20 protein-coding genes are annotated in these 24,247 nt (G+C 35.6%); 8 read left to right on the plus strand and 12 right to left on the minus strand.

The genetic code is table 11. The features are described from left to right. The first annotated feature begins 12 nt into the window (after positions 1–12). The 3 genes from ACNQGD_RS10670 (at position 13) to guaB (ending at position 3,656) form a co-directional block, all read left to right on the plus strand. Complete coding sequence (locus ACNQGD_RS10670) at positions 13–567, plus strand: hypothetical protein (RefSeq protein WP_417999262.1); 555 nt, start codon at positions 13–15, stop codon at positions 565–567. Next, positions 564–1,958, plus strand: coding sequence for a DUF5723 family protein (locus ACNQGD_RS10675; RefSeq protein WP_417999263.1), 1,395 nt, complete (start codon positions 564–566; stop codon positions 1,956–1,958). Before ACNQGD_RS10670 ends, ACNQGD_RS10675 begins: the two co-directional genes overlap by 4 nt. A 225-nt stretch (positions 1,959–2,183) precedes the next feature. Next, positions 2,184–3,656, plus strand: a complete 1,473-nt coding sequence (guaB, locus tag ACNQGD_RS10680; RefSeq protein WP_417994619.1) for an IMP dehydrogenase — start codon at positions 2,184–2,186, stop codon at positions 3,654–3,656. A gap of 87 nt (positions 3,657–3,743) precedes the next feature. Here the strand turns inward: guaB and ACNQGD_RS10685 are convergent, their stop codons facing one another. The 5 genes from ACNQGD_RS10685 to ACNQGD_RS10705 all read right to left on the minus strand — a co-directional run bounded on the left by ACNQGD_RS10685 (position 3,744) and on the right by ACNQGD_RS10705 (position 11,037). Continuing rightward, positions 3,744–5,645 (minus strand): monovalent cation:proton antiporter-2 (CPA2) family protein, encoded by a 1,902-nt coding sequence (locus ACNQGD_RS10685; protein ID WP_417994620.1) that lies wholly within the window; start codon positions 5,643–5,645, stop codon positions 3,744–3,746. 1 nt (position 5,646) lies between these two features. Further along, positions 5,647–6,252: an NAD(P)H-dependent oxidoreductase gene (locus tag ACNQGD_RS10690; protein ID WP_417999264.1), complete on the minus strand. Its 606-nt coding sequence runs from the start codon at positions 6,250–6,252 to the stop codon at positions 5,647–5,649. A gap of 252 nt (positions 6,253–6,504) precedes the next feature. Continuing rightward, entirely contained in the window at positions 6,505–8,745 is a 2,241-nt protein-coding gene (locus ACNQGD_RS10695; RefSeq protein WP_417997538.1) for a cation:proton antiporter domain-containing protein, read from the minus strand. A 185-nt stretch (positions 8,746–8,930) separates the two neighbouring features. After that, entirely contained in the window at positions 8,931–10,277 is a 1,347-nt protein-coding gene (gene purB, locus ACNQGD_RS10700; RefSeq protein WP_417999265.1) for an adenylosuccinate lyase, read from the minus strand. Between the two features lie 67 nt (positions 10,278–10,344). Further along, positions 10,345–11,037: an SIR2 family NAD-dependent protein deacylase gene (locus ACNQGD_RS10705; RefSeq protein WP_417999266.1), complete on the minus strand. Its 693-nt coding sequence runs from the start codon at positions 11,035–11,037 to the stop codon at positions 10,345–10,347. Between the two features lie 217 nt (positions 11,038–11,254). Here ACNQGD_RS10705 and ACNQGD_RS10710 point away from each other — a divergent pair, with 217 nt between their 5' ends. The 3 genes from ACNQGD_RS10710 to ACNQGD_RS10720 all read left to right on the plus strand — a co-directional run bounded on the left by ACNQGD_RS10710 (position 11,255) and on the right by ACNQGD_RS10720 (position 13,018). After that, positions 11,255–11,917: a TrmH family RNA methyltransferase gene (locus ACNQGD_RS10710; protein ID WP_417999395.1), complete on the plus strand. Its 663-nt coding sequence runs from the start codon at positions 11,255–11,257 to the stop codon at positions 11,915–11,917. Positions 11,918–12,042: 125 nt separating this feature from the next. Beyond that, the gene (locus tag ACNQGD_RS10715; protein WP_417999267.1) at positions 12,043–12,864 is read left to right on the plus strand and encodes a haloacid dehalogenase type II; all 822 of its coding nucleotides are present in this window, start codon (positions 12,043–12,045) and stop codon (positions 12,862–12,864) included. Positions 12,865–12,886: 22 nt separating this feature from the next. Next, positions 12,887–13,018, plus strand: coding sequence for a hypothetical protein (locus ACNQGD_RS10720; protein ID WP_417999268.1), 132 nt, complete (start codon positions 12,887–12,889; stop codon positions 13,016–13,018). A 154-nt stretch (positions 13,019–13,172) separates the two neighbouring features. Here ACNQGD_RS10720 and ACNQGD_RS10725 read toward each other — a convergent pair whose 3' ends face one another. From ACNQGD_RS10725 to ACNQGD_RS10750, 6 genes are all read right to left on the minus strand, one after another. Further along, positions 13,173–13,823: a hypothetical protein gene (locus ACNQGD_RS10725; RefSeq protein ID WP_417999269.1), complete on the minus strand. Its 651-nt coding sequence runs from the start codon at positions 13,821–13,823 to the stop codon at positions 13,173–13,175. A 506-nt stretch (positions 13,824–14,329) separates the two neighbouring features. Beyond that, the gene (gene secA, locus ACNQGD_RS10730; protein WP_417999270.1) at positions 14,330–17,680 is read right to left on the minus strand and encodes a preprotein translocase subunit SecA; all 3,351 of its coding nucleotides are present in this window, start codon (positions 17,678–17,680) and stop codon (positions 14,330–14,332) included. 86 nt (positions 17,681–17,766) lie between these two features. Then, positions 17,767–17,988 carry a DUF2795 domain-containing protein gene (locus tag ACNQGD_RS10735; protein WP_007138072.1) on the minus strand — a complete coding sequence of 74 codons (222 nt, stop codon included), beginning with the start codon at positions 17,986–17,988 and terminating at the stop codon, positions 17,767–17,769. A 162-nt stretch (positions 17,989–18,150) separates the two neighbouring features. Next, positions 18,151–18,720, minus strand: a complete 570-nt coding sequence (locus tag ACNQGD_RS10740) for a cob(I)yrinic acid a,c-diamide adenosyltransferase (RefSeq protein WP_417997543.1) — start codon at positions 18,718–18,720, stop codon at positions 18,151–18,153. Between the two features lie 29 nt (positions 18,721–18,749). After that, positions 18,750–19,607: an ATP-grasp domain-containing protein gene (locus tag ACNQGD_RS10745; RefSeq protein WP_417999271.1), complete on the minus strand. Its 858-nt coding sequence runs from the start codon at positions 19,605–19,607 to the stop codon at positions 18,750–18,752. 152 nt (positions 19,608–19,759) lie between these two features. After that, a complete protein-coding gene (locus tag ACNQGD_RS10750) occupies positions 19,760–20,446 on the minus strand; it encodes an ABC transporter ATP-binding protein (protein ID WP_417999272.1) in 687 nt (228 codons plus the stop codon). Positions 20,447–20,827: 381 nt separating this feature from the next. Between ACNQGD_RS10750 and ACNQGD_RS10755 the strand changes: the two genes are divergently transcribed. Next, a complete protein-coding gene (locus ACNQGD_RS10755; protein WP_417999273.1) occupies positions 20,828–21,502 on the plus strand; it encodes a hypothetical protein in 675 nt (224 codons plus the stop codon). A 54-nt stretch (positions 21,503–21,556) separates the two neighbouring features. Here the strand turns inward: ACNQGD_RS10755 and ACNQGD_RS10760 are convergent, their stop codons facing one another. Next, entirely contained in the window at positions 21,557–22,330 is a 774-nt protein-coding gene (locus ACNQGD_RS10760) for an O-methyltransferase (protein ID WP_417999274.1), read from the minus strand. Between the two features lie 192 nt (positions 22,331–22,522). Between ACNQGD_RS10760 and ACNQGD_RS10765 the strand changes: the two genes are divergently transcribed. Next, positions 22,523–24,070 carry an SDR family NAD(P)-dependent oxidoreductase gene (locus tag ACNQGD_RS10765; protein WP_417999275.1) on the plus strand — a complete coding sequence of 516 codons (1,548 nt, stop codon included), beginning with the start codon at positions 22,523–22,525 and terminating at the stop codon, positions 24,068–24,070. Positions 24,071–24,247 lie beyond the last annotated feature (177 nt).

Consider the following 24,247-nt stretch of genomic DNA (forward strand, 5'->3'; position numbering starts at 1 on the left):
TAATAGACTAATATGATGAAACGACGGACTATCCATAGAATCTTAAGTACACTAATTCTAATCTTATTTTCGTCGTCATGTGCAAGTGATTTAGATTATAATCAAGTTAATGATATAAAATTAGAACCTGTATTTATATCAAATTTAGCTTATTTTGATGTTCAGGCCAATCAGTTTATAACTGGAGGAGTAGAACAAAACGTAATTTTTGATGCGCCAACTGTCGATGTATTCAGTGAAAAATTTTTCACGGAAAAGTTAAATAGAGTTGATCTTTTTTTTGAAATTAACAATACTATAAATAGAAGTTACAGAATGGATTTAGTATTTCTGGATAGAAATAATCAGCCTGTTCATTCCACAAATATTATCGTACCCGCTTACTCCGGTGTAGGAAATATAGTTACTAAAACTGAAATATTTCAAAATGCTACTTTGGATTTATTAAAGAGAACTACAAAAATTACTTTCACGCTCACCATGTTTGCCGGTCCGCCATTAAGCGAAAGCAGTTTGGGAAGTTTAAAATTGAGTTCAGGAGTAACCGCTTATTTTGTAGTAGAATGAGAAAAATAATTTTGATTTTTGCTCTATTTCTAACGATAGGTTGCTTTTCACAAAACAAACAAATCTTATATAATTTCACTTCAGTGCCTCAGTCTTTGCTGACCAATCCGGGGTCTGATGTCAAGTACAATTGGTATTTTGGGATTCCTTTATTGTCTGGTATTTCTACAAATGTTGGTTCGAGTGGATTCTCAGCCTATGATTTATTTGCTGATAACGGAGTCGATTTTAATGTGAAACTCCGAAATGTAGTATTCTCCACAACACGAAAAGATAGAATAGCCGTAAATGAACAAATAGAATTATTTAATGGCGGTTTTAAAATAGCTGGAGAACAAGGAGATTCCTATGTTTCTTTTGGTATGTACCAAGAATTTGATTTTATGAGCTATGTGCCTAAAGATATTGCAATTTTGGCTTTGGACGGAAATAGAGATTATTTGGGTAAAGTATTCAATTTAGGCGATTTGAATCTAAAAGCAGAAATGCTTTCGGTTTTTCATCTGGGGTTTCATAAAAAGATAAATGAAAAATTAATTCTAGGAGCGCGTGGAAAGATTTATTCCAGTATTTATAATGTCAATTCTACTAATAATTCAGGATATATTTATACAATACCTTCCACACAAGGGGTTTATGAACAAATGATTTATTCGAATTTGCAGCTCAATACATCTGGAATTGCTAAATACGATGATGAAGATTTTGAGCCAAATGTGGTAAAAGATATTACTAAAAGGGCCTTTCTTGGCGGTAATTTAGGTTTGGGATTGGATGCCGGTTTGACTTATTATCCAAAGAAAAATATTCAAGTAACTGCAAGTGTCATAGATTTTGGTTTTATAAAACATACTAAAGAAGTAGAAAGTTTGACTTTTAAAGGAACTTATAAATACGAAGGAGTTATTCCTAAATTTAGTTCTGGGGGTTCAGCAGAAGATGGGTATCAGGAATTTAAGGATGCAGTTCCTTTGGATACCTTGTATGCTGATTATACAACTTGGCGACCTACAAAATTGAATACATCAATTCAATATTCATTTGATGAAGAAAGACCGGAAGATTGCAACTGTCTTAATTATGATCCTGAAACTATTTATAAAAGTGCTGTAGGTGCTCAATTATTTGTAATGTCAACCCCGAGAACGCCTTTAGTTGCTTTCACGACCTATTACAGAAGAAAAGTTTTCAATTCGTTGCAAATGAAGGCAACTTATACCATAGATTCTTATTCCTATAAAAATATAGGATTGGGCTTGTCCAGTATGTTTGGACCTGTTAATTTCTATATTCTTGCCGATAATCTTTTAGAATATAAGGATGTCACTAAAGCCAATAGTCTGTCTTTTCAGCTAGGTCTTAATGTTATTTTTAAGGATAGTAAAAAATAATATTGGTTTTTATTTGATTTTTTGTCGTTTATAACCTTTTTAAATTTCTATCCATTCTGTCATAGCAAAAAATAAATGAATCAAATCTCACAGATTATATAAACGGAAGAAGTTGGATTAGAGAAAACTCTATAATGCAATTTAATCATTTATTATAAAATTTACTCGTTTTTTCGCATAAGATTGTCTATATTTGCACGCAATTAAACTCCAACTACAATTGCAATGATCGCACACAACTCTAAGATTATCGGTGAAGGATTAACTTACGATGATGTTCTATTAGTTCCCAACTACTCAAATGTGCTTCCTCGCGAAGTGAGTATTCAATCAAAATTTTCAAGAAATATTACACTTAATGTTCCTATTGTATCTGCTGCTATGGATACAGTTACCGAAAGTGCAATGGCAATTGCTATGGCACAAGAAGGCGGAATTGGTGTTTTGCATAAAAATATGACTATCGAGCAACAAGCTGCGAAAGTTAGAAAAGTAAAACGTGCGGAGTCTGGGATGATTATCGATCCGGTTACTTTACCATTGACTTCTACTGTTGCAGATGCCAAAAGTGCAATGAAAGAATTTGGTATTGGTGGTATTCCAATTGTAGATGAAAACCAAATATTAAAAGGAATCGTTACCAATAGAGATTTACGTTTTGAAAAAAATAGTTCAAGACCTATTGTTGAGGTAATGACCAGTGAAAACTTAGTAACTGTTGCTGAAGGTACTTCTCTGGAACAAGCAGAAGTAGTTTTGCAAGGTCATAAAATTGAAAAACTTCCAGTAGTAAATGCTGATTATAAATTAGTTGGTTTAATTACGTTCAGAGACATCACTAAATTAACCCAAAAACCAAACGCAAATAAAGACAAATACGGACGTTTACGCGTCGCTGCTGCATTAGGTGTTACGGCAGATGCTGTTGAAAGAGCTACTGCTTTGGTTAATGCCGGAGTAGACGCAGTTATAATCGATACTGCTCACGGACATACAAAAGGAGTGGTCGATGTACTAAAATTAGTGAAAGCTAAATTTCCTGACTTAGACGTTATTGTTGGTAATATTGCCACTGCTGAAGCAGCCAAATATCTTGTTGAAAATGGTGCAGATGGGGTAAAAGTTGGAATAGGTCCGGGTTCTATTTGTACGACTCGTATTGTAGCGGGTGTTGGGTTTCCTCAGTTCTCAGCTGTTCTTGAAGTAGCTGCGGCTATCAAAGGAACGGGAGTTCCCGTAATTGCTGATGGTGGAATTCGTTATACAGGTGATATTCCAAAAGCTATTGCTGCAGGAGCGGATTGTGTGATGTTAGGTTCATTATTAGCCGGAACGATGGAATCTCCAGGTGAAACTATTATTTTCGAAGGAAGAAAATTCAAGTCATACCGCGGAATGGGTTCTGTTGAAGCGATGCAAGAAGGTTCAAAAGACCGTTATTTCCAAGATGTGGAAGATGATGTAAAAAAACTGGTTCCGGAAGGAATTGTAGGACGTGTTCCTTATAAAGGTGAATTGAACGAAAGCATGCAACAATTCATTGGTGGTCTTCGTGCCGGAATGGGCTATTGTGGTTCAAAAGACATTCCAACATTACAAGAAACGGGACGTTTTGTTCGTATTACCGCAAGCGGAATCAACGAAAGTCATCCACATAATGTAACCATTACGAAAGAAGCTCCGAATTATTCTAGATAATTTTCATTTGAAATCATAAAAAAAAAGCATAATTGATTCCGTTTTAGGGTATTAATTATGCTTTTTTATTAATGTAAACTAAATAAATTAGTCCTGCAATTCAGAGGAGTCAGACAAGTCAGCCAGATTGTTTTTTAAATGTTGACTGTCCCAACTATGATTGGTTGCCGCTACTTGTGAATAGATGTCACTCTTTAATAATTGTTCTTGTAGTTCAATTTCTTCCCTGATGGTAATCATATACGCCATTTTATCATGACGTTTTTCGGCCAGTTTACGAGTGGTAATTTCATCGTATTTTATAAATTGTTGGCCTTGTCTAGTAGCCGTATATTTTCTAAGGCCTAATTCTACTAATGCATCAACCCCCATATTCACAGCGCTATATAACGTTTCTCTATAAATATGTTCCACTTTATGATCGATTAATTCATAGGCATCATTTCGGTTTCGGGCACGCGTTAAAATTTTTAAATTTGGAAAGTGCTTCTTTAAGGTTTCTATTACTTGAAGATTTACGGTTGGATTATCGATGGCAGCGATGAAAATTTTCGCATTTTCACAACCGGCAGCTTTTAATAGCTCTAATCGGGTTGCATCTCCATAATAGACTTTAAAGCCCATCTTTCGTAATAAATCGATTCGGTCCGAATCGTAATCAAGGATAGTTGATTTGATTTGATTAGCTCTCAATAATCGACCGACTGTGCTTCCAAAATGTCCAAAACCAGCTATAATAACGGGATTGTCTTCGTCAATATAATCATTATCTTTTTTTATTTCTTTTTCCTGAGTTCGAGTGTTTGGATAAATTATTCGTTCATTTATTAGAAGCAAAAAAGGAGTTGCAACCATGCTCATGGCTATGACTGCCATAATTTGATTGGCTAAAACAGTAGGTACAATATTCAATTGCATACAAAAACTCATGATTACAAAACCAAATTCTCCTGCTTGGCTTAAGCCAAAAGCAAACAGCAGATTTTGATCCAATTTCTTTTTGTAAAATCGACTGGTAAAAAATAGCACTATAAATTTTACTAAAGTCAAAATCGCTCCAAAAACAAAAATGAAAAATGGATTGTCAATAATTAATCGGAAGTTTATTGAGGCACCAACACCCAAAAAGAATAAGCCTAAAAGCAAGCCTTTAAACGGTGCAATATCGCCTTCTAGTTCATGGCGAAACTCAGAGTTAGCCAATACGACACCTGCCATAAAAGCACCAAGCGCAGGACTTAATCCAATTAATTGCATCATATACGAAACACCAACGACTAATAGTAATGCGGAAGCGGTAAACAATTCCTGTAACCTAGTTTTTGCGATTATGTGCAATAAAGGAACAAATAAAAAGCGACCTGCAAAATAGATTGTTGAAATAATTCCGATTACGATTACCGTTTGCAACCAGCTCGCATAACCTGTAATCAATGATTGTGGAGCATCATTTGTTGCTTCAAGATTGACAGTAGACAAAAGCGGTAAAAAGGCTAAAATTGGGATTACAGCAATATCTTGAAAAAGTAAAACGGCAAAAGAGGAACGCCCCAAAGAAGTATTTGACAATCCTTTTTCTTTTAAGGTTTGCAATACAATAGCAGTAGAAGATAAAGCCAGTGCCAATGAAATTGCTAATGCAGTTTCCCATTTCCAGTCCATAAAAAAAAGACATCCTAAGAATAGTATGATAGTGGTTCCAATTAATTGCATGGAACCTATTCCAAGAATGAATTTTCGCATTTTCCAAAACTTGCTTGGCTCTAATTCAAGACCAATTAAAAAAAGCATCATTACCACACCAAATTCGGCAAAATGCATTATATCTTGGCCTTCCTGGCCAATAAAACCAAGCACATAAGGACCAATCACGATTCCCGCTAATAAATACCCTAAAATAGAACTCAAGCCTAATTTTTTAGCGATCGGTACACAAATTACGGCAGCTGTTAAATAAATGATGGCCTGAAGTAAAAAATTCGTATCCATATTATATCAATATTGTTGCAAACCATTCATTCAAATAATGGTATTGCAAAATTTCATCGGTGTCTATATCATGATGCTCTAAATAGTTTAAAAAATCACCATAAATCAAGCCATTTTTTTCATAATCTTTTTTGGTCATATTGTGAGTTCCATGCACCACAAAAGGCGGTAAATAAATCATATTACACACTTTTGCAGTTTGGTTAAACGGTTCCAATAATTCAAGTATAGTGTATCGATCACTACCTGTTTCACAATAATTTTCCTTGTCACCACCAGTTGTAATTACTTGGAAAATAATTTTATCCTGCAACGCAGTACCTTTTTTTCCATACGCCCAGTTGTGTTCCAGTACCATATCGATCCATTGTTTCATGAGTGGCGGGCAACTATACCAGTACATGGGATGGTGCCAAATGATTATGTCATGCTGACTTAATAAATCTTGTTCGCGTTTTACATCAATGTCAAAATCAGGATAGTGTTCATATAAATCATGAAAAGTAATGTTTTCTGAATCGGGAATATTCTCCACCAAAGCTTTATTCGCATGAGATTTCTCGAATAGCGGATGTGAAAACAGGATTAAGATTTTATTTTTCGTCATAAATTTATTTTAACTATTTAAAAGAGTTATTGTATCGATTTATACTTTTTTATGAAAATAAAACTGCTCTAAGGTATAAAATATTGCTTAATCTTAATCACTTACTCTCGTTCAAATATTATTTTTTTATAATAAACAGAAAATCCCGTCTGAATGAAATTTGAAGTTTCATTCAGACGGGAAGTCTTTAGAATCGATATTTTGGATTGCAATAATTCACTCAAAATGGGATTGTAAAAATAAATCTCCTTATTAATTTTTAGAAAGATTAGCTAATAATTTTTTGCTGCCTACAATCCAAAGAATATCATTTTTTTCTAAAATCCATTTTGATTCCGGATTGAGAATTCTTTTTCCTCCTCGTTCCAAACCAACAATTAAGCCACGTGTTTTTTCACGTAATTCGGAATCACGTATGCTTTTCCCAATAAATGCTTCGTTGATAAGCTCTAATTGTTGTAAAACTATATCAGATTCAGTTGCCAATGGGGAAACATCAATCTCATGTTGGTCTAAATATTTTTTAAATGCGGCCAATTGGATGTCAGTACCAATGACACAAATTTCATCGCCAGGGAAAAGTCTTTCGTTTCTGCTAGGAATATTTATGGTGATTTCTCCACGCTTGATGAAAGCAATATTTACTCCTAATTGCTCCCGAATACTTAACTTTTCTAATGTTTTTCCGGCAATATTCGATGTTGGTGCAATTTCAAAAGTGGTCATGTGTCCATCCCAAGGTGTTAAATCACTACGACTTCTAATTGCTTTTTTTATTTCTCGTGCATTTAAATTTTTCAGAAAGTGGTCTTCTATTTTGTGATATTGTGCATTTAGTTTTTTTGGAAAAATAAAATATACAATAACAGCTGCTATTAAAGCTATAAAGGCAATTATGGGAGAGAAAAATATATTTAATAAAAATCCAATATAAAATAGAGTTAAAACTATTCGCAATAAAATCATCATTAATATGGGGCCGCGATATTTACGTTCCTCTCTTAGAATGGCTACTTCTTTTACAGCAACACGGCGTAAAGAAAGTGCCCATAAAAAAGGAGATAGTATCACTAATGTGATTAATGCGCCCAATATGTTTCCAAATTGTGATCCTTGCACTAACGGTAAAATGAATTTAGAGGAAAGTAAAATGACAGCCACGATGATTACAGAATGGATAACTACTTGTGTCAAAAAAGCGCGTACGACTATCTGCCAGTTGCTTACTAATTTTATAGATTGCGCATTGGCACTGTAGCGTTCGATTTTTTTGATCCATTTTCGAGGTAATTTTTTTTCAAGATATTCTGAAAACGGAGTGGAAAATTTCACCATAAAAGGAGTAGTAAAAGCAGTTACTGCTGATACTGCCACTACAATAGGGTAGAGAAAATCACTGGTTACATTTAATGTCATTCCCAATGTTGCGATGATAAAGGAGAATTCCCCAATTTGTGATAAACTCATTCCCGTTTGTACAGATTGTTTTAATGGCTGACCGGAGAGTAAAGCGCCAATTGTTGAACTTACGGATTGTCCAATAAGCACCACAAAGGTTAAAATGGCGACAGGAAATGCATATTCATACAACGTTTCCGGATTAATTAACATGCCAACCGATACGAAAAAGACGGCTCCAAAAAGGTCTTTTACCGGCTTCACCAAATGTTCGATGTGTTCTGCCTGAGTAGTTTCGGCTATAATGGAACCCATGATGAAAGCACCTAATGCAGGAGAAAAACCAACATTGGCTGCCAGAATAACCATCATCAAACACAAAGCGAGTGAGATGATTAACAGCATTTCGTCTGTCAATATGTTTTTGGCTTTTTTAAGTAAAGTAGGGATGAAAAAGATACCACCAACAAACCATATCGTTAAGAAAAAGATCAGTTTAAACACGGATAGTAACAATTCACCACCGGAAAACTGTTGACTCACCGCAATAGTAGATAGTAATACCATCATCAAAATGGCAACTATATCTTGAACTATGAGTGAACCGATAACTATTCCCGCAAATTTTCGGGTTTTTACGCCGAGTTCATCAAATGTTTTTAGGATAATGGTAGTCGATGAAATCGAAAGTATCACTCCTAAAAAGATACTGTCCATCTGCTTCCACCCAATCCATAGGCCTACTAAATACCCGATGGTAACCATCGAAATAATTTGTGTAACAGCAGTAATCGATGCGGTTCCACCCACTTTCATCAGTTTCTTAAAACTGAACTCCAGTCCCAAACTAAATAATAAAAAGATTACTCCAATTTCTGCCCAAACTTCTACACTTTTAATATCTTTTACCGAAGGGAAAAAATCAAAATGATTTCCTGCCAAAAACCCGGCAATTAAATATCCTAGAACCAGCGGTTGTTTTATTTTTTTAAATAACAAAACTGCTACTGCGGCAGTCATCAGGATTAATCCTAAATCACTGATTAAAGGTTGTAAATGGTGTGATGCGTTTACTACTGTTTCTGCGGCATTCATAGGCGTTTACTTATTTTTTATAGTTTTGGTGTATTATGGTAAGATATAAAAAAACTTTATTTTTTAAAGTGTATTTATAGCTAAATAAAGCTTTTTGTGATTTTTTTAGCAATAAAAATCCCGTTGAAAAGAATTTAATGTTCTTTTTTCAACGGGACTTTATAAATCATATAATTTATTAAAACTTATATTCCTAAGAAATTGCTAGGAGTGATTTGCATTAATTCGGCTTTAATTGCATCCGAAACTTCTAAGGTTGCTATAAAACCGTGAATTGCTTTTTTATCAATTGCTTCATTGGTTCTGGTCAATCCTTTTAATGCTTCATACGGATTAGGATACGCTTCACGACGTAAAATAGTTTGAATCGCTTCGGCAACAACTGCCCAGTTTTTCTCTAAATCTTCATGGAATTTTGGCTCATTTAATAACAATTTGTTTAATCCTTTCAAAGTAGCTTCAAAAGCGATGATCGTATGTCCTATTGGTACCCCAATATTTCTTAAAACCGTACTGTCTGTTAAATCACGTTGTAATCGTGACAAAGGCAATTTAGCTGATAAATGCTCGAAAATGGCATTGGCGATCCCTAAATTTCCTTCAGAATTTTCAAAATCAATAGGGTTAACTTTATGTGGCATCGCTGAAGAACCTATTTCTCCCGCTTTGATTTTTTGTTTGAAATATTCCATTGAAACATAGGTCCAAATGTCTCGGTCTAAATCAATGATGATCGTATTTATTCTTTTCAAAGCATCAAAAAATGCTGCGAAATGATCGTAATGTTCAATTTGAGTAGTAGGGAAGGAGTGGTGTAAACCAAGGTTTTCCTCCACAAATTTTCCACCAAATTTTCTCCAGTCAATTTGTGGATATGCCACGTGATGCGCATTGTAATTTCCGGTTGCACCACCAAATTTAGCGGCAAAAGGAATGTTGAACAACAAACGCATTTGTTCTTCTAAACGCTCTACAAAAACACCAATTTCTTTACCCAAACGCGTTGGAGAAGCGGGTTGTCCATGGGTACGGGCCAGCATTGGAATGTCCTTCCACTCCACACTTAAATCTTTTAATTTTGAAGTCAAAGTAATTAATGAAGGCATGTATACTTTCTCGAAAGCCTCTTTTGTAGATAATGGAATTGCTGTATTGTTAATATCCTGAGAAGTCAATCCGAAGTGGATAAACTCTTTAAATTCAGATAAGCCTAATTTTTCAAAAGCGTCTTTGATAAAGTATTCTACCGCTTTTACATCGTGGTTGGTTACTTTCTCCGTTTCTTTGATCCAAAGGGCATCTTCAGTTGAGAAGTTTTTATAAATGTTGCGTAAACTTTCGAATAAATTTGGGTTTACAGCAGTAAGTTGCGGCAAAGGAACTTCGCACAAAGCAATAAAATATTCAATTTCAACCAATACGCGGTATTTGATTAAAGCTTCTTCAGAGAAAAATGGAGCTAAAGAAAGGGTTTTACTTCTATATCTCCCGTCAATAGGAGAAATAGCATTCAATTCGTTTAAAGTAGTCATTGTTTAGTTGTTTGTTCGAAAGGGGCAAATATAAAGCTTTCGTGACAAAATAGAAAACGAATAGTTTTTAAATAAAGCCGATTAGCTTCTTTTTTAGTGTTTTCATTCCTTCTGAAGCCACTTCAGGAATCACTTCTAATGGATTTCTATGATTGGGGATTTTTATGGGTTTTGGATCAATATAAAAAACAGGTGTTTCGTGAGGTGTAAAATCGATTAATCCAGCCGCAGGATACACTTGCAACGAAGTCCCGATGACTGCAAAATAATCTGCAGTTTGTGTTAGTGCAATAGCTTCTTCAAGTGCAGGAACTTCCTCGCCAAACCAAACGATATGAGGGCGCAATTGATTTTTATTTTCATCGAAATCGCCAAAATTTAAGTCGTCCTGCCAATCTAAAATGTAATCTGGGTTTTTTGTACTTCTTACTTTCAATAATTCGCCGTGCAAATGCAACACATTAGTGCTTCCGGCGCGTTCGTGTAAATCATCTACATTTTGTGTGATAATGAAAACTTCAAAGTAATCTTCTAATTCAGCCAGAATTTGATGACCCAAATTGGGTTGTACTTCCTTGAGTTGTTTACGTCTTTGATTATAGAAATCCAGTACTAAAGCCGGATTTTTATGCCAGCCCTCTGGTGTTGCGACATCCATAACGTTATGTCCTTCCCAAAGTCCGTCACTGTCCCGGAAAGTTTTAATACCGCTTTCAGCGCTAATTCCTGCTCCTGTCAAAACCACCAATTTCTTTTTCATTTTATATCCATTTGGGCGTGACCACAAGGGTCGGGCTTTCGGCTTTATCTTTTTGGCTAAAAAGCCAAAAAAGGATACCGCCTCTATCCCTCACGCGAATTCCGCAAACATTTACAATTCCACTTTTATGGAACAATCCCAAAAGCAGCAATCAGAATCAACTTTTGAAGGTATAAAGCTAGTCTTTTTTACTATTTTTGCAAAAATAAATATTCTAATGATTGACATTGATTACCTTAATTTTCTTGAAAATATCCTGACTGATAATCGCAAAGAAAAATTTTTGAAAGTATTGGAAAACAGAACCAATCATTTTACGATTGTTGTCGAAGATATTTTTCAAATGCACAATACGAGCGCTGTAATGCGCAGTTGTGAGATTTTTGGGATTCAGGAATTGAATGTGATTGAGCAACGTTACGGAAAAAGTATCGATAAGGAAATTGCGATGGGTGCCCAAAAATGGGTTGATATTAATACTTTCGATAGCATTACAAATTGTGTGGATACTTTAAAAAGTCAAGGCTACCAGATTATCGCCACAACGCCACATGAGAATGATTGCTTGATGGAAGATTTTGATATTTCTAAACCCAGTGCCTTATTTTTTGGAACAGAAAGAGATGGTCTATCAGAGGAAATTTTGCAACGCGCCGATGGTTTTCTAAAAATCCCAATGGTAGGTTTTACCGAAAGTTTGAATATCTCGGTTTCGGCGGCCATCATCATTCAAAACTTAACCAGTCGATTACGCAGTTCAAATATCGATTGGCATTTATCCGAAAATGAAATGTTAGAAAAGCGTTTGGCTTGGGCCAAAAATTCAATAAAAGATATTAAGCGAATTGAAGAACGCTATTTTTCTGAAAACGTGAAATAGTTCTTTCATATAATGGTACGCTTATGTTTTTTATTTTAAAAAATATCATGTAACTTGTACTGTTTTCACGAAACAAGACACTTTGTCGTATATTTTATTTAACGCATGATTTAAAAAGAAAAACAATGAAAGACTTTAAAAATAGCAACCAAGATTTAATAAGTAGTACATTGACTGTTGGAGAAGAAGAAATTAGCGCACCTATTTTAATTGTAAAAGAGGAGACAGACAATAATGAGGAGTATAGCACTGGTTATTCACAAAGACCCAAGGTTTTATTTTTTGATGTAAATGAAACGTTGCTGGATCTAAATATGATGAAAAAAAGTATTGGCGCAGCGCTTGGAGGTCATCCTGAATTGATGTCCTTGTGGTTCACTACAATGCTTCAGTATTCATTGGTTACAACAGTAGCAAACCAATATCATGATTTTGGCACAATTGGAGCCGCTGCACTTATAATGGTTGCCCACAAAAATGGAATTGTGATAATGGATAAACAAGCTAAAGATGCTGTTGCCTCAATTTTATCATTGCCTGCACATCCAGAAGTGAAAGAAGCACTCTTACTGTTAAAAAAAGAAGGTTTTAAATTGGTTGCCTTCACTAACTCCTCCAATAAAGCGGTTGAAACTCAGCTAAAGTTTGCGGGAATTCATGATATTTTTGACGATGTATTAAGTATTGAAGATGTGGGTAAATTCAAGCCACATACAGATACTTATAATTGGGCTGCCAAAAAAATGGGATTTAAATCGAATGAATGTATGTTGATAGCTGCTCACGGTTGGGATGTTGCCGGTGCAAATTGGGCAGGTTGGCAAACGGCTTTTGTTAGTCGTCCGGGACAGCAATTATTTCCTCTTGCAAATTTGCCGGAAATTAATGAAGAGAATATTTTATCAGTTGCTCAAAAGCTAATTTTAATACCGTTTCAGCAGTTTTAATTATTAAAAATTAAAGAACCGATTGCGCAATTCAAATATTGATTGGCATTTATCCGAAAATGAAATTTTAGAAAAGAGTTTGGCTTGGGCCAAAAATTCCATGAAAGATATTCCAAGAATGGAGGAATGGTATTTGAAGGAAAACTCAAGGTAGTGTAAAAAACGCTTAAATTAATTGTAACGATTTGCTACGTCATAGCGAGGAGCGAATCAGTCACATCTGGTATCTTTTTTTAATTAAGCGCTTAACTTTGTGGACGCGGATGCAAATCTGCGCTATAGGGACCCTAGCTGTTAGCAGCAGTATATTAATATGTTTGAGGTTTTCCTCCAATCATTATTGTTGCTTTTTCGTGAAATTCATTTCCAATTTTAAAACTAATTTCTGCTTCTTTCAAAGCATCCGCAATATGTAACGCAGCAGGATCATTTGTTTGAAATATATTAATTCCTTCCCAAATTACTCCCATCGAAAATTCTTTTTTATCAACCTTCCAACCCGAATCTAAAAATGTTCGCAGAATATCTGCCGCGTACATTCCAGATTCCGGATCACCCATTGTTTGTATATTAAACGATGAAGGATTTTTGGAAAGTTCGGAAACTAAAATATCATACTGCTCTTTATCGATATGTCGACTAGAGAATTTTATTCTCAACTCAATATTTTGCTTTTCAACTTGTAATGCACGAAGGTTTGATTTTGCTGCACTTTCATTAGCTTCAGCTGCAATTTTATTTGCGTTTGATGCATTTTCAGTAGCTTTCGCCGCTTCTGCTTTCGCTACAATTGTTAAACGCTCATTTGTTGCAGTCCTTTCATTACTATACTGTTCTCTAACTAAACCGCTATATATAGCTCCAATTGTAGCAATTAATGCGATTGTAGTTCCAAAGATTAGAGCAATGTTTGAATAATTATAAATAGTATCTGCTGTTGTTGATGATATATTAAACATAATTTATAATTTTAATTTCTAGATTTGTTGAGCGCAATCTTGGTGCATTTCCTCAAACTTGTATATAGGTCTGGCGATGTCCGACTTATCCACCTTAAATTAGGTCGCTTTGTCTGATAAATGTAAGACTTTATTTATTTTCAAATATATAATTAAATCGCTGAAAATACTTATAAAGAAAACGGTAATCACTTATTATCAAACATATATTCTTTCTATGCAGGATTATTACGGGAAATCGTTAACAAAGTTATTTACCACAAAATCCCTAGCCCCGCCAGCAGTAGAAAGCCTATGTCGGTTGAAAACCACTTTTTTCTGGTGGTGACAGAGCGACCAAAGGAATCTCCTGACAGCGGCTAGAAAAAGGGTTTGAAACTATATAGCTTGCAGCGTATGGCGGGAATTGCTCCTGAAAAAGATCCTGAAATGAATTCAGGATAAAAAAAAATTCCCCAACTACTTTCGTAATTGGGGAATTTAATTGTAAGGAATCGAAACGGGTATTAGTTAACAATAACCCATTGACCTGAAGCGATTAAGCTTTCGGCTTTTTTGAATTTCATTTCTTGTGTTTGTCCGTTAGCCACGTTTTGAATTGTAACGTTGTCGTTGCGATTGATTTTTGGCATATCTCTCACGATAGTTTCGGTAACTTGTCGTTGTTGGGTTTGTCCCGCTTCACGATTTTGTGTTGCTAATTCATCAGAATTCAGCACTTCGTCTTTACTCAATTGAAAGTCTTCTTTCTGACGAACTTCTTTAGCTTCTTGAATTTGTTGGTTCTCTTGAGCCGGTAAATCTCCTTTGAATAAGAATGAAATCACTTCTTTATTTACATTGTCGATCATTGCTCTAAACAAATTGAACGCTTCCAATTTGTAAATAAGTAAAGGATCTTTTTGTTCGTGAACCGCAAGTTGAACCGATTGTTTCAACTCATCCATTTTACGTAAGTGTTTCTTCCAAGCTTCATCTACAATTGACAAAGTGATGTTTTTTTCGAAATCAGCAACAAGTTGCGCGCCCTCAGTTTCGTAGGCACGTTTCAAATCAGTAACCACATTCAACGATTTAATTCCATCTGTAAAAGGAACTACAATGCGTTCAAATTGGTTGTGTTTGTCTTCGTAAACACTTTTTATGATTGGGAATGCTTCTCTGGCACTTCTTTCTGTTTTCTCCGTGTAATATTCCAGCGTTGCTTTGTATATTTTACCGGTTAATTCCATTTCACTTAATTTACTGAATTCACTTTCAGTCACAGGTGAGGTAATCGAGAAATAACGAATCAATTCGAATTCAAAATTTTTGAAATTATTGGTTGCTTTGTTTTGGTCAACAATCAATTCACAAGTATCATAAAGCATGTTTGCAATATCCAATTTCAATCGCTCTCCAAACAAGGCATGACGACGGCGTTTGTATACTACTTCACGTTGTGCGTTCATTACATCATCATATTCCAATAAACGTTTACGAACACCAAAGTTGTTTTCTTCTACTTTTTTCTGAGCACGTTCGATGGATTTAGTCATCATAGAATGCTGAATTACTTCACCTTCCTGCAATCCCATTCTGTCCATAACTTTAGCGACTCTTTCAGAACCAAACAAACGCATTAGGTTGTCTTCAAGAGAAACATAAAACTGAGAACTTCCCGGGTCACCTTGACGTCCTGCACGACCACGCAACTGACGGTCAACACGACGAGAATCATGACGTTCCGTTCCTACAATTGCTAATCCACCAGCGGCTTTCACTTCGGCAGATAATTTAATATCGGTACCACGACCAGCCATGTTTGTCGCTATAGTTACTACACCAGGTTTTCCGGCTTCTTCAACAATTTGAGCTTCCTGTTTGTGCATTTTTGCATTCAAGACATTGTGTGCAACACCTCTCATTTTCAACATTCGGCTTAATAATTCCGAAATCTCTACCGAAGTAGTACCAATAAGAACCGGTCTTCCTGCTTTAGATAATTCAGTTACGTCTTCGATAACGGCATTGAATTTTTCACGAGTCGTTTTATAAATAAAATCCTCTTTGTCTTTTCTGGCCATTCCTCTGTTCGTAGGAATTTCTACAACGTCTAATTTATATATTTGCCATAACTCACCCGCTTCAGTTACTGCAGTTCCAGTCATTCCTCCCAGTTTGTTGTACATTCTGAAGTAATTCTGTAGCGTAACGGTTGCAAATGTTTGAGTAGCCGCTTCAATTTTTACATTTTCTTTGGCCTCAATCGCTTGGTGCAAACCATCAGAATAACGGCGACCATCCATGATACGACCAGTTTGCTCATCAACAATCATGATTTTGTTATCCATGATTACATATTCTACATCTTTTTCGAACAAAGCGTAGGCTTTCAAAAGTTGTGTCAACGTATGAATGCGTTCACTTTTTACTCCAAAATCTTGAAATAATTTCTCCTTTTCTTCCGCTTCCGCATCTTTATCTAATTTTTTCTTTTCGATAGCGGCAATTTCAGTTCCAATGTCCGGAAGTACAAAAAAGTCAGCATCAGTATCTCCTGAGAGGTACTTAATTCCGTTATCGCTCAATTCAACCTGATTATTTTTTTCTTCAATAACAAAATACAATGCCTCATCAATCTTGTGCATTTCTCTTTTATTATCTTGCATGTATTGATTTTCGGTTTTTTGAAGCAATTGTCTAATTCCTTCTTCACTCAAAAATTTAATTAATGCTTTGTTTTTTGGTAATGCTCTGTACGCTCTTAATAATTGGAATCCACCTTCTTTAGTATTTCCTTCTTTAATTAATTTTTTAGCTTCAGATAAGAAACCGTTTGCCAATTGGCGTTGTAAACTAACTAAGTTTTCAATTTTTGGTTTCATTTCCATGAATTCATGACGATCTCCCTGAGGAACCGGACCTGAAATAATCAATGGTGTTCTGGCATCATCAATCAACACTGAATCGACCTCATCTACAATGGCGTAATTGTGTTTTCTTTGCACTAAATCTTCTGGAGAATGCGCCATATTATCTCTTAAGTAGTCAAAACCAAATTCATTATTGGTTCCGTAAGTGATATCCGCATCGTAGGCTTTTTTTCTTCCTTCTGAACTTGGTTGGTAATTGTCAATACATTCTACAGTCATACCATGAAATTCGAATAATGGCGCTTTCCAAGTACTATCTCTTTTTGCCAAATAATCATTCACAGTTACTAAATGCACTCCGTTTCCTGTCAAGGCATTTAAATACAGCGGTAAAGTTGCTACTAATGTTTTTCCCTCACCGGTTTGCATTTCAGCCACTTTTCCTTCATGCAAAACCATTCCACCTATTAATTGTACGTCATAGTGAATCATGTCCCAAGTAATTTCTTTACCTGCAGCACTCCATGAATTTGCCCAAACGGCTTTGTCGCCATCTAAAGTAATGTAGCTTTTTATTGCTGAAAGTTCACGGTCCTTTGCAGTTGCAGTTACAACTACTTCGGTGTTGTCTTTGAAACGTCTAGCTGTTTCTTTTACAACCGCAAAAGCTTCCGGAAGAATTTCCATCAAGGTTTTTTCTGAAATATCGTAAGCTTCTTTTTCTAATGCATCAATAGCGATATAAATATCTTCTCTCTTATCAATGTCTTCAATGCTTTCTACTTCCAGTTTCAGCGCAGTAATTTTTGCGTCTTTTTCTGAACGAGCTTCTTTTATTTTGTCTTTAAAAAAGTTTGTTCGACCTCTAAGTTCATCATGGGATAATACCATTAGTGGTTCCTCAAAAGTTTTTATCTTGTTGAGATAAGGTTGTAAAGCTTTGACATCTTTTTGTGACTTATCGCCAACAAAGACTTTAATAATACTGTTTATGAAACTCATGATATATTTTTATTTCTAAATTGTGTAATTCTGTAAATTTAAACCAAAAAAAAGCCTCTTTTGAGACTTTTTTATTGGTTTACTTTTTAATATTCATCCTCATTCCAAAGATAATCTTCGTCCGTAGGATAATCTGGCCAAATTTCTTCCATTGATTCATATATCTCGCCTTCATCCTCTATAGATTGAAGGTTTTCTACTACTTCTAATGGAGCTCCTGCTCTAATAGCGTAGTCAATAAGTTCGTCTTTGTTAGCAGGCCACGGTGCATCGCTTAAATAAGATGCTAATTCTAATGTCCAATACATGTGTTGTCGATTTAGTTTTGTGCAAAAATAAATTTTTTACTGAAAAAGACAAGTAAAAAATCATTTATTTTTAGTTAAAGTTAAGAACGTTTTATTTATTGCTCAGTGTTCGGTATTTAGTGTTCAGTCTTTCACTGCAAACTTACAACTGTAAACTGCTAACTATTTTCTTGGAATCCATTGAACTTCGACAGCATTCAAGTCATGAGACAACTTTCGTGCCAACACAAATAGGTAGTCAGAAAGTCGGTTTAAGTACTTAATTGCGATTTCAGCAACGGGCTCATTGTGGCTTAAATGTACTGCTAAACGCTCTGCTCTGCGGCATACACAACGCGCAATATGACAATATGACACAGTAGTGTGTCCGCCAGGAAGTACAAAATGAGTCATTGGCGGCAATGCTTCTTCCATAGCGTCAATTTCATTTTCCAATAATTCTATATCAGACTCTATAATTTCCAATTTTTTCAAACGAAGTTCTCCGTTTTTCATCACTTCTTTTTCAGGTGGCGTTGCTAATATAGCGCCAACAGTAAACAGACGATCTTGAATTTCGATAAGGATTTCTTTGTAATGATTGTTCATTTCCTGATCGCGAATCAAACCGATATGAGAATTCAATTCGTCAACAGTTCCGTAACTTTCAATTCGGGCATGGTCTTTTGGGACTCTGGTTCCGCCAAAAAGTGCTGTTGTTCCTTTATCTCCAGTCTTTGTATATACTTTCATTTACCGTTTATTTGATTTAAAAAACAAATTTAGCGTATTAATTCCACTATTGCTGTAACAAATCGTTCTACTGAATTTTCACTGAGATTGAAATATAAATCCGGTTCAATGCATTCAATTTCCATTAAATAGAGTTCGTTCTCAATTAAAATTCCGTCTACACGAGCATACAGTAGATTGTCCTTAAAGGTGTCAACTACTTTTTGAGCTTTCTCAATCATTTCTAGACTTGGTTGGACCAAATTGTATTTTCCTCCAAAAAGAGATTGTACTCTAAAATCGCCATCAACAGGTTTTTTATTCACCGCATGAGAGAATTTTTTATTGAAAAATATAAAAGAGGTTTCGCCCAATGTTTGAATCTCGGGCATGAATTCCTGTAAAAGCAACTCTTTCTCAGTAGCTATGGTTGCATATTTGTCGTTTATTTCTTGAATTTGGGACACTTCAAAAACTTCGGTAAGATATGATCCTGCTGAAAATGCCGGTTTTATGACCGCTTTTTTCCAGTGTGATGGAATCAGTTCAGCAAGATTAAGGTGGTCCGTTTTGTCCATGAAAACGGTTGGCAAAATGGTAATTCCTTGCTGTTCCATTTCGCGTAGGTAAAACTTATGGATGTTTTGCTTGATTACTTCAATAGGATTCAGTGTTTTGATTCCTAGTTTTTCTATTTGGTCGAGCCAAATTTTAAACTCGGTTTCTTTTTCGAAATAATCCCAAGTATTGCGAAAAATCAGGTAATCAAAATCAGTCCAATTAATGGTTTTGTCACTCCAGATAGCGGCGCTGGCTTCTATGTTATGTTTGGCTAATGCTGGAATTATTTTTTGATCTTCGGGATTTAAATCGGGAAGTTTTTCGCAGGTAAGTATAGCGATTTTCATTTTTTGGTGGGTTTTATTTGGAATTTTAAACGCAATTGTAATTTGGATTTCCTAGCCCGGATAAAAGCGGTATCCTCTTTCTTGTACTTCAGACGAAGGAAGAATACAAGAAAGAGATACAAGCGGATAGCCGGAAGTTGCTCCTGAAAAAACTATTTGATGGTGTCGCTTTCTATAAGCCCGTCACGCAAACGAATAATTCTGTGTGCGTAAGCGGCGATTTCTTCTTCGTGGGTTACCAGGATTACGGTGTTTCCGTTGGCGTGAATGTCTCCAAAAAGTTTCATGATTTCTAATGACGTTATACTGTCCAGATTTCCAGTTGGTTCATCAGCAAGAATGATGGACGGCTTGTTGACCAAAGCACGGGCAATTGCCACACGCTGGCGTTGTCCTCCCGAAAGCTGGTTGGGTTGATGGTCCATTCTGTCCGCGAGATTTACTTGTTCTAAAACTTCGGTAGCTCGTGCTTTTCTTTCTGATTTTGAAAACCCGGCATAAATCATGGGTAATGCCACGTTATCTAATGCGGTTGTTCGGGGTAAAAGATTGAAAGTCTGGAAAACAAATCCTATTTCTTTGTTTCGAATTTCGGCTAATTCATCGTCTTTCATCTGGCTGACGTCTTTTCCGTTGAGGATGTAGCTCCCGGAAGTAGGGGTGTCTAAACAACCTAATAAATTCATTAAAGTTGATTTCCCAGATCCTGAAGGTCCCATTAATGCTACATATTCGCCTTTATTTATTTCTAAATCAATGCCTTTAAGAACATAAACAATTTCATTTCCAAGTACAAAATCTCGTTTGATATTGGTTATTTTGATTAGCGGGTTTGCCATTAGAATATATGATTTTTGACCTTTGACTGAGCGTAGGCTACTATTAAATTAGATTTTAAAAGTACAAAAGACTTTCGAATTATTAATAAGTAGTTGCTTTTTTAAATTTGTTACATTTTAAGCTTGAATTTTAAATAAGAATTAAGTTTTTTAAAATCAAATAATTGCAATTTTTGCTTATTTCTTTTAAAAATACAATTTTTAATACATAGAATCAGCTGTAATTATTTATACTATTTTAAGGTTAGTTTGTATAATTTACACTTTGTTTCTTTTTATTTCATAATTATATGTAATATTTATAATATTTTTGGATTATAATTATGAATTGAATAATCTTTCTTACATTTACATGAATAATATTAATCAAATCAAGTAGTTATGAAAAGTACAAAAATGGCATTAGGAATAGCGGTAATCGCTTTGGGACTTACTTCGTGTAAAGATGAAAAAGCGGAACAAGCAGAAAAATCGGTAGATACATATGTAATGTATGTTGATTCATTAGGAAATGTTGCTTCAGAGGATGCTAAAGCAAACTGGCAAGGAATCGAGGCTACGTATCAATTAAGAAGCGGAGATGCACAAGCAGCTTTAGCTAATATGAAAGATAACGCAGAAGCGCAAGAACGACTAGATGCTGCAACTGCTAAATACGAAGCGTTGAAAACTAAATATGAAGCTGAAATGCAAGAGAATGCTAAAGCTGCTGTAGCTGCAAATCCAAAACAACAATTAAGAAATGCTTTGTTTGGTGAAGGAAAAATAGGAGATGATATGAGTTTTACCTGGGTAAACAAAGACAATATCCTTGGTGTTTATCAACAATTTATTAGTACGATTGATACTAATAAAGATGCCTATTCTCGTGAAGATTGGGATGAAATTAAATTGATGTATGAAGCACTGGACAGCAGAAAAAATACTGTTGAAAAAGAAGGACTTTCAGGTGAGGATAACAGAAAAATTGCTAGTTTAAAATTGAAATTTGCACCGATGTATACTGTAAACAGAATGGGAGCAAAATCAGGAGAAATGAAAAGAGCTAAAGAATAAGGAATAATTAATTCAAAGTGAGAAATGACAGTCAGCAATGGCTGTCATTTTTTTTTAGGTACGAATCACAAAATGTTCTTTGGGTTGCTCTTTTCTAAAAAATACCAATCCCCATTGAAAGGTATCAATAGTTACGGTCACATTTGTATGTTTTTTTATGATTTCCCACGCTTCCTCCATTTCAGGGGACCAATGGATGTCATCGAATATCCAAAGGGTTTCGTTGGTAATGGTAGGAAGTAATAATCCGAAATATTCCAAGGTTGCTTTCTTGGAGTGATTTCCGTCGAAATAAATGAGGTTAAAGTTTAAAGTTTGAAGTTTATCCCAATAAGAATTGAACTCTGTTATCTCGGAATTTATATTGGTTAAACCAAATTGGTTAAAATGATTTTGGGCAATTTTTGCCGTTTCCGAGCAACCTTCCAGTGTAGTAATTTCTGCTTTCAAATTCCCTAAAGAAAGCGACGAAGTCGCTAATCCTAATGAAGTTCCAATTTCTAAAATAGAGTTTGGCTGAAAATAATGGGTGATTCTAAATAATAATTCGGCACGCTTTGAAGTAATTCCTGCAGTTTTAGCAATCTTGGAAACAACTCTTGTATTCGATTTAAAAACTTTCGAACCTGCACCAAAATCAGTGATTTCAATGGTATTATTGTTTGCTAAAAGCGAGTTTCTGTACTTTCTTAAAATAGCATATTCCGGTTTTGATTTTTTATCATAAAAGCATTTCGTCAGTAAACTAAATACAAACGGAGAATGTACGGCATGCTCATTTTTTGAGTGCCAGAGGAATTGTAGGTACGATTTTATTTGAAATAACATAAAGACATTTACAAAATAGGTGCGAAGATACTAAGATAATAGTCGAAAGTCAAAATCCGAAAGTCAAAAGATGCAATGGCGTTATCTTCAAGCTTGGACTTTTGACCTTATGACTTTAAAACTTTAAGACTATAAAGCATATATTTGCGCCCTTGGAATTTACACCAAGAATAATTCCCATTTTTTACGATAATGATTGAACATATAGAACATAAAAATGCCATAAGCTCGGAAGAAATTGACCGATGCATCGCTATTTTGGAAGAACTGAATACTGATACCGATCAGATTTTTGATATTCCAAAAGGACAACGAACGGCTTTAATAAAAGCGGCAGGAATGTTTTCCAGGCCGGATCGTGACGAACTTTCCCGTAGAAAGAAAGACGGTAAACTGGCAATCAAACGTAAAATGGAAAAGCGGGACCGTACCGCCCGTAAGGAAACCGGAATCCGTCATGCCCGCGAAGCGAGTGTTTTTGTGGCGCCAAAATTGTTGGCTATGAACCATCTTGCTCTTAAGGAACAATTAGAATTGGAAACTCCCAGAAATTGTTACGTATGTAAAACCGAGTTTACTAAAATGCACCACTTTTACGATACAATGTGTACCGATTGTGGGGATTTTAATTATGCCAAACGATTTCAAACTGCAGATGTAAAAGGGCAGGTCGCCGTTATTACAGGGTCTCGTCTAAAAATAGGCTATCACATTACGTTGATGTTACTGCGTGGTGGAGCGACTGTTATTGCAACGACTCGTTTTCCGGTGGATTCAGCTTTGCGTTTTTCTAAGGAAGATGATTTCATGGATTGGGGACATCGTTTGAAAATTCACGGATTGGATTTGCGACACATTCCCAGTGTGGAGATTTTTTGCAATTTCATAGAGCAAAAATACGAACGTTTGGATATCTTAATCAATAATGCAGCACAAACCGTGAGGCGTCCCGCCGGATTTTATACCCATTTAATGGAAAATGAAGCACTTTCCATTACCTCTTTACCGCAACAGGCACAAGAATTATTATTGGATCATACCAATTGTCTGGATGAATTAAAAGTATTGACCTCGGGAGTTTCTTCGAATCAAAATATGCCGGTAACTTGGCACGGACCAGAACCTGGAATTGGTTTGCGGGCTTCCGCCAAATTATCCCAGATTCCGTATTCGTTTGATAATGCGCTGGTGGCAAATGAAGTTTTCCCGGAAGGGGAACTCGATGCCGATTTGCAGCAAGTAGATTTGCGAAAAACCAACAGCTGGCGGTTGCGCTTGGGACAAATAGAAACCACAGAGATGATTGAAGTACAATTGGTGAATTCAGTAGCGCCATTTGTATTGTGTAACCGCCTTTCGGAAGTAATGAAGAAAGACAACACCGGAAAAAAACACATTATCAATGTATCAGCAATGGAAGGGAAGTTTCATCGCTTTTTCAAGGAAGACCGCCATCCGCATACCAATATGGCCAAAGCTGCCCTGAATATGCTGACGCACACGTCTTCAGGAACTTTGGCAAAAGACGGCATTTTTATGAATGCGGTAGATACCGGTTGGGTTACGGACGAAGATCCGGCAGAATTAGCCAAAAGAAAACAGGAAGAGGAAGATTTTCAACCGCCATTGGATATTGTAGATGGAGCAGCACGAGTTATGGATCCGTTGTTTGACGGTATCAATACAGGAAAGCATTGGTGTGGGAAGTTTTTGAAAGATTACAATCCGATTCCTTGGTAGAAACTTCAGATTTATAAAATCATTCAACTGTCAGTTCGAGCGCAGTCGAGAACCAATGTTGCATCTCGACTGCGCTCGATATGGGAAAAAAGAGCTGTCTATTGTTAGTATTATCTACATCATAAAACCACAGCAGAATTTAATTTTGTTGTGGTTTTTTGTTGTTTATTTTTGTGT

It is taken from the genome of Flavobacterium glucosi, from assembly GCF_048286535.1.
Lineage (GTDB): Bacteria > Bacteroidota > Bacteroidia > Flavobacteriales > Flavobacteriaceae > Flavobacterium.

Excerpts from the sequence above, each read along its gene's own strand:
- ACNQGD_RS10705 (WP_417999266.1), bottom strand. The coding sequence starts at position 11,037 with ATGAAAAAGAAATTGGTGGTTTTGACAGGAGCAGGAATTAGCGCTGAA.
- ACNQGD_RS10715 (WP_417999267.1), top strand. The coding sequence starts at position 12,043 with ATGAAAGACTTTAAAAATAGCAACCAAGATTTAATAAGTAGTACATTG.
- ACNQGD_RS10760 (WP_417999274.1), bottom strand. The coding sequence starts at position 22,330 with ATGTTATTTCAAATAAAATCGTACCTACAATTCCTCTGGCACTCAAAA.
- ACNQGD_RS10670 (WP_417999262.1), top strand. The coding sequence starts at position 13 with ATGATGAAACGACGGACTATCCATAGAATCTTAAGTACACTAATTCTA.
- ACNQGD_RS10695 (WP_417997538.1), bottom strand. The coding sequence starts at position 8,745 with ATGAATGCCGCAGAAACAGTAGTAAACGCATCACACCATTTACAACCT.
- secA (WP_417999270.1), bottom strand. The coding sequence starts at position 17,680 with ATGAGTTTCATAAACAGTATTATTAAAGTCTTTGTTGGCGATAAGTCA.
- ACNQGD_RS10740 (WP_417997543.1), bottom strand. The coding sequence starts at position 18,720 with ATGAAAGTATATACAAAGACTGGAGATAAAGGAACAACAGCACTTTTT.
- ACNQGD_RS10745 (WP_417999271.1), bottom strand. The coding sequence starts at position 19,607 with ATGAAAATCGCTATACTTACCTGCGAAAAACTTCCCGATTTAAATCCC.
- ACNQGD_RS10735 (WP_007138072.1), bottom strand. The coding sequence starts at position 17,988 with ATGTATTGGACATTAGAATTAGCATCTTATTTAAGCGATGCACCGTGG.
- ACNQGD_RS10685 (WP_417994620.1), bottom strand. The coding sequence starts at position 5,645 with ATGGATACGAATTTTTTACTTCAGGCCATCATTTATTTAACAGCTGCC.
- ACNQGD_RS10710 (WP_417999395.1), top strand. The coding sequence starts at position 11,255 with ATGATTGACATTGATTACCTTAATTTTCTTGAAAATATCCTGACTGAT.
- ACNQGD_RS10755 (WP_417999273.1), top strand. The coding sequence starts at position 20,828 with ATGAAAAGTACAAAAATGGCATTAGGAATAGCGGTAATCGCTTTGGGA.
- ACNQGD_RS10675 (WP_417999263.1), top strand. The coding sequence starts at position 564 with ATGAGAAAAATAATTTTGATTTTTGCTCTATTTCTAACGATAGGTTGC.
- ACNQGD_RS10750 (WP_417999272.1), bottom strand. The coding sequence starts at position 20,446 with ATGGCAAACCCGCTAATCAAAATAACCAATATCAAACGAGATTTTGTA.
- ACNQGD_RS10690 (WP_417999264.1), bottom strand. The coding sequence starts at position 6,252 with ATGACGAAAAATAAAATCTTAATCCTGTTTTCACATCCGCTATTCGAG.
- guaB (WP_417994619.1), top strand. The coding sequence starts at position 2,184 with ATGATCGCACACAACTCTAAGATTATCGGTGAAGGATTAACTTACGAT.
- purB (WP_417999265.1), bottom strand. The coding sequence starts at position 10,277 with ATGACTACTTTAAACGAATTGAATGCTATTTCTCCTATTGACGGGAGA.
- ACNQGD_RS10725 (WP_417999269.1), bottom strand. The coding sequence starts at position 13,823 with ATGTTTAATATATCATCAACAACAGCAGATACTATTTATAATTATTCA.
- ACNQGD_RS10765 (WP_417999275.1), top strand. The coding sequence starts at position 22,523 with ATGATTGAACATATAGAACATAAAAATGCCATAAGCTCGGAAGAAATT.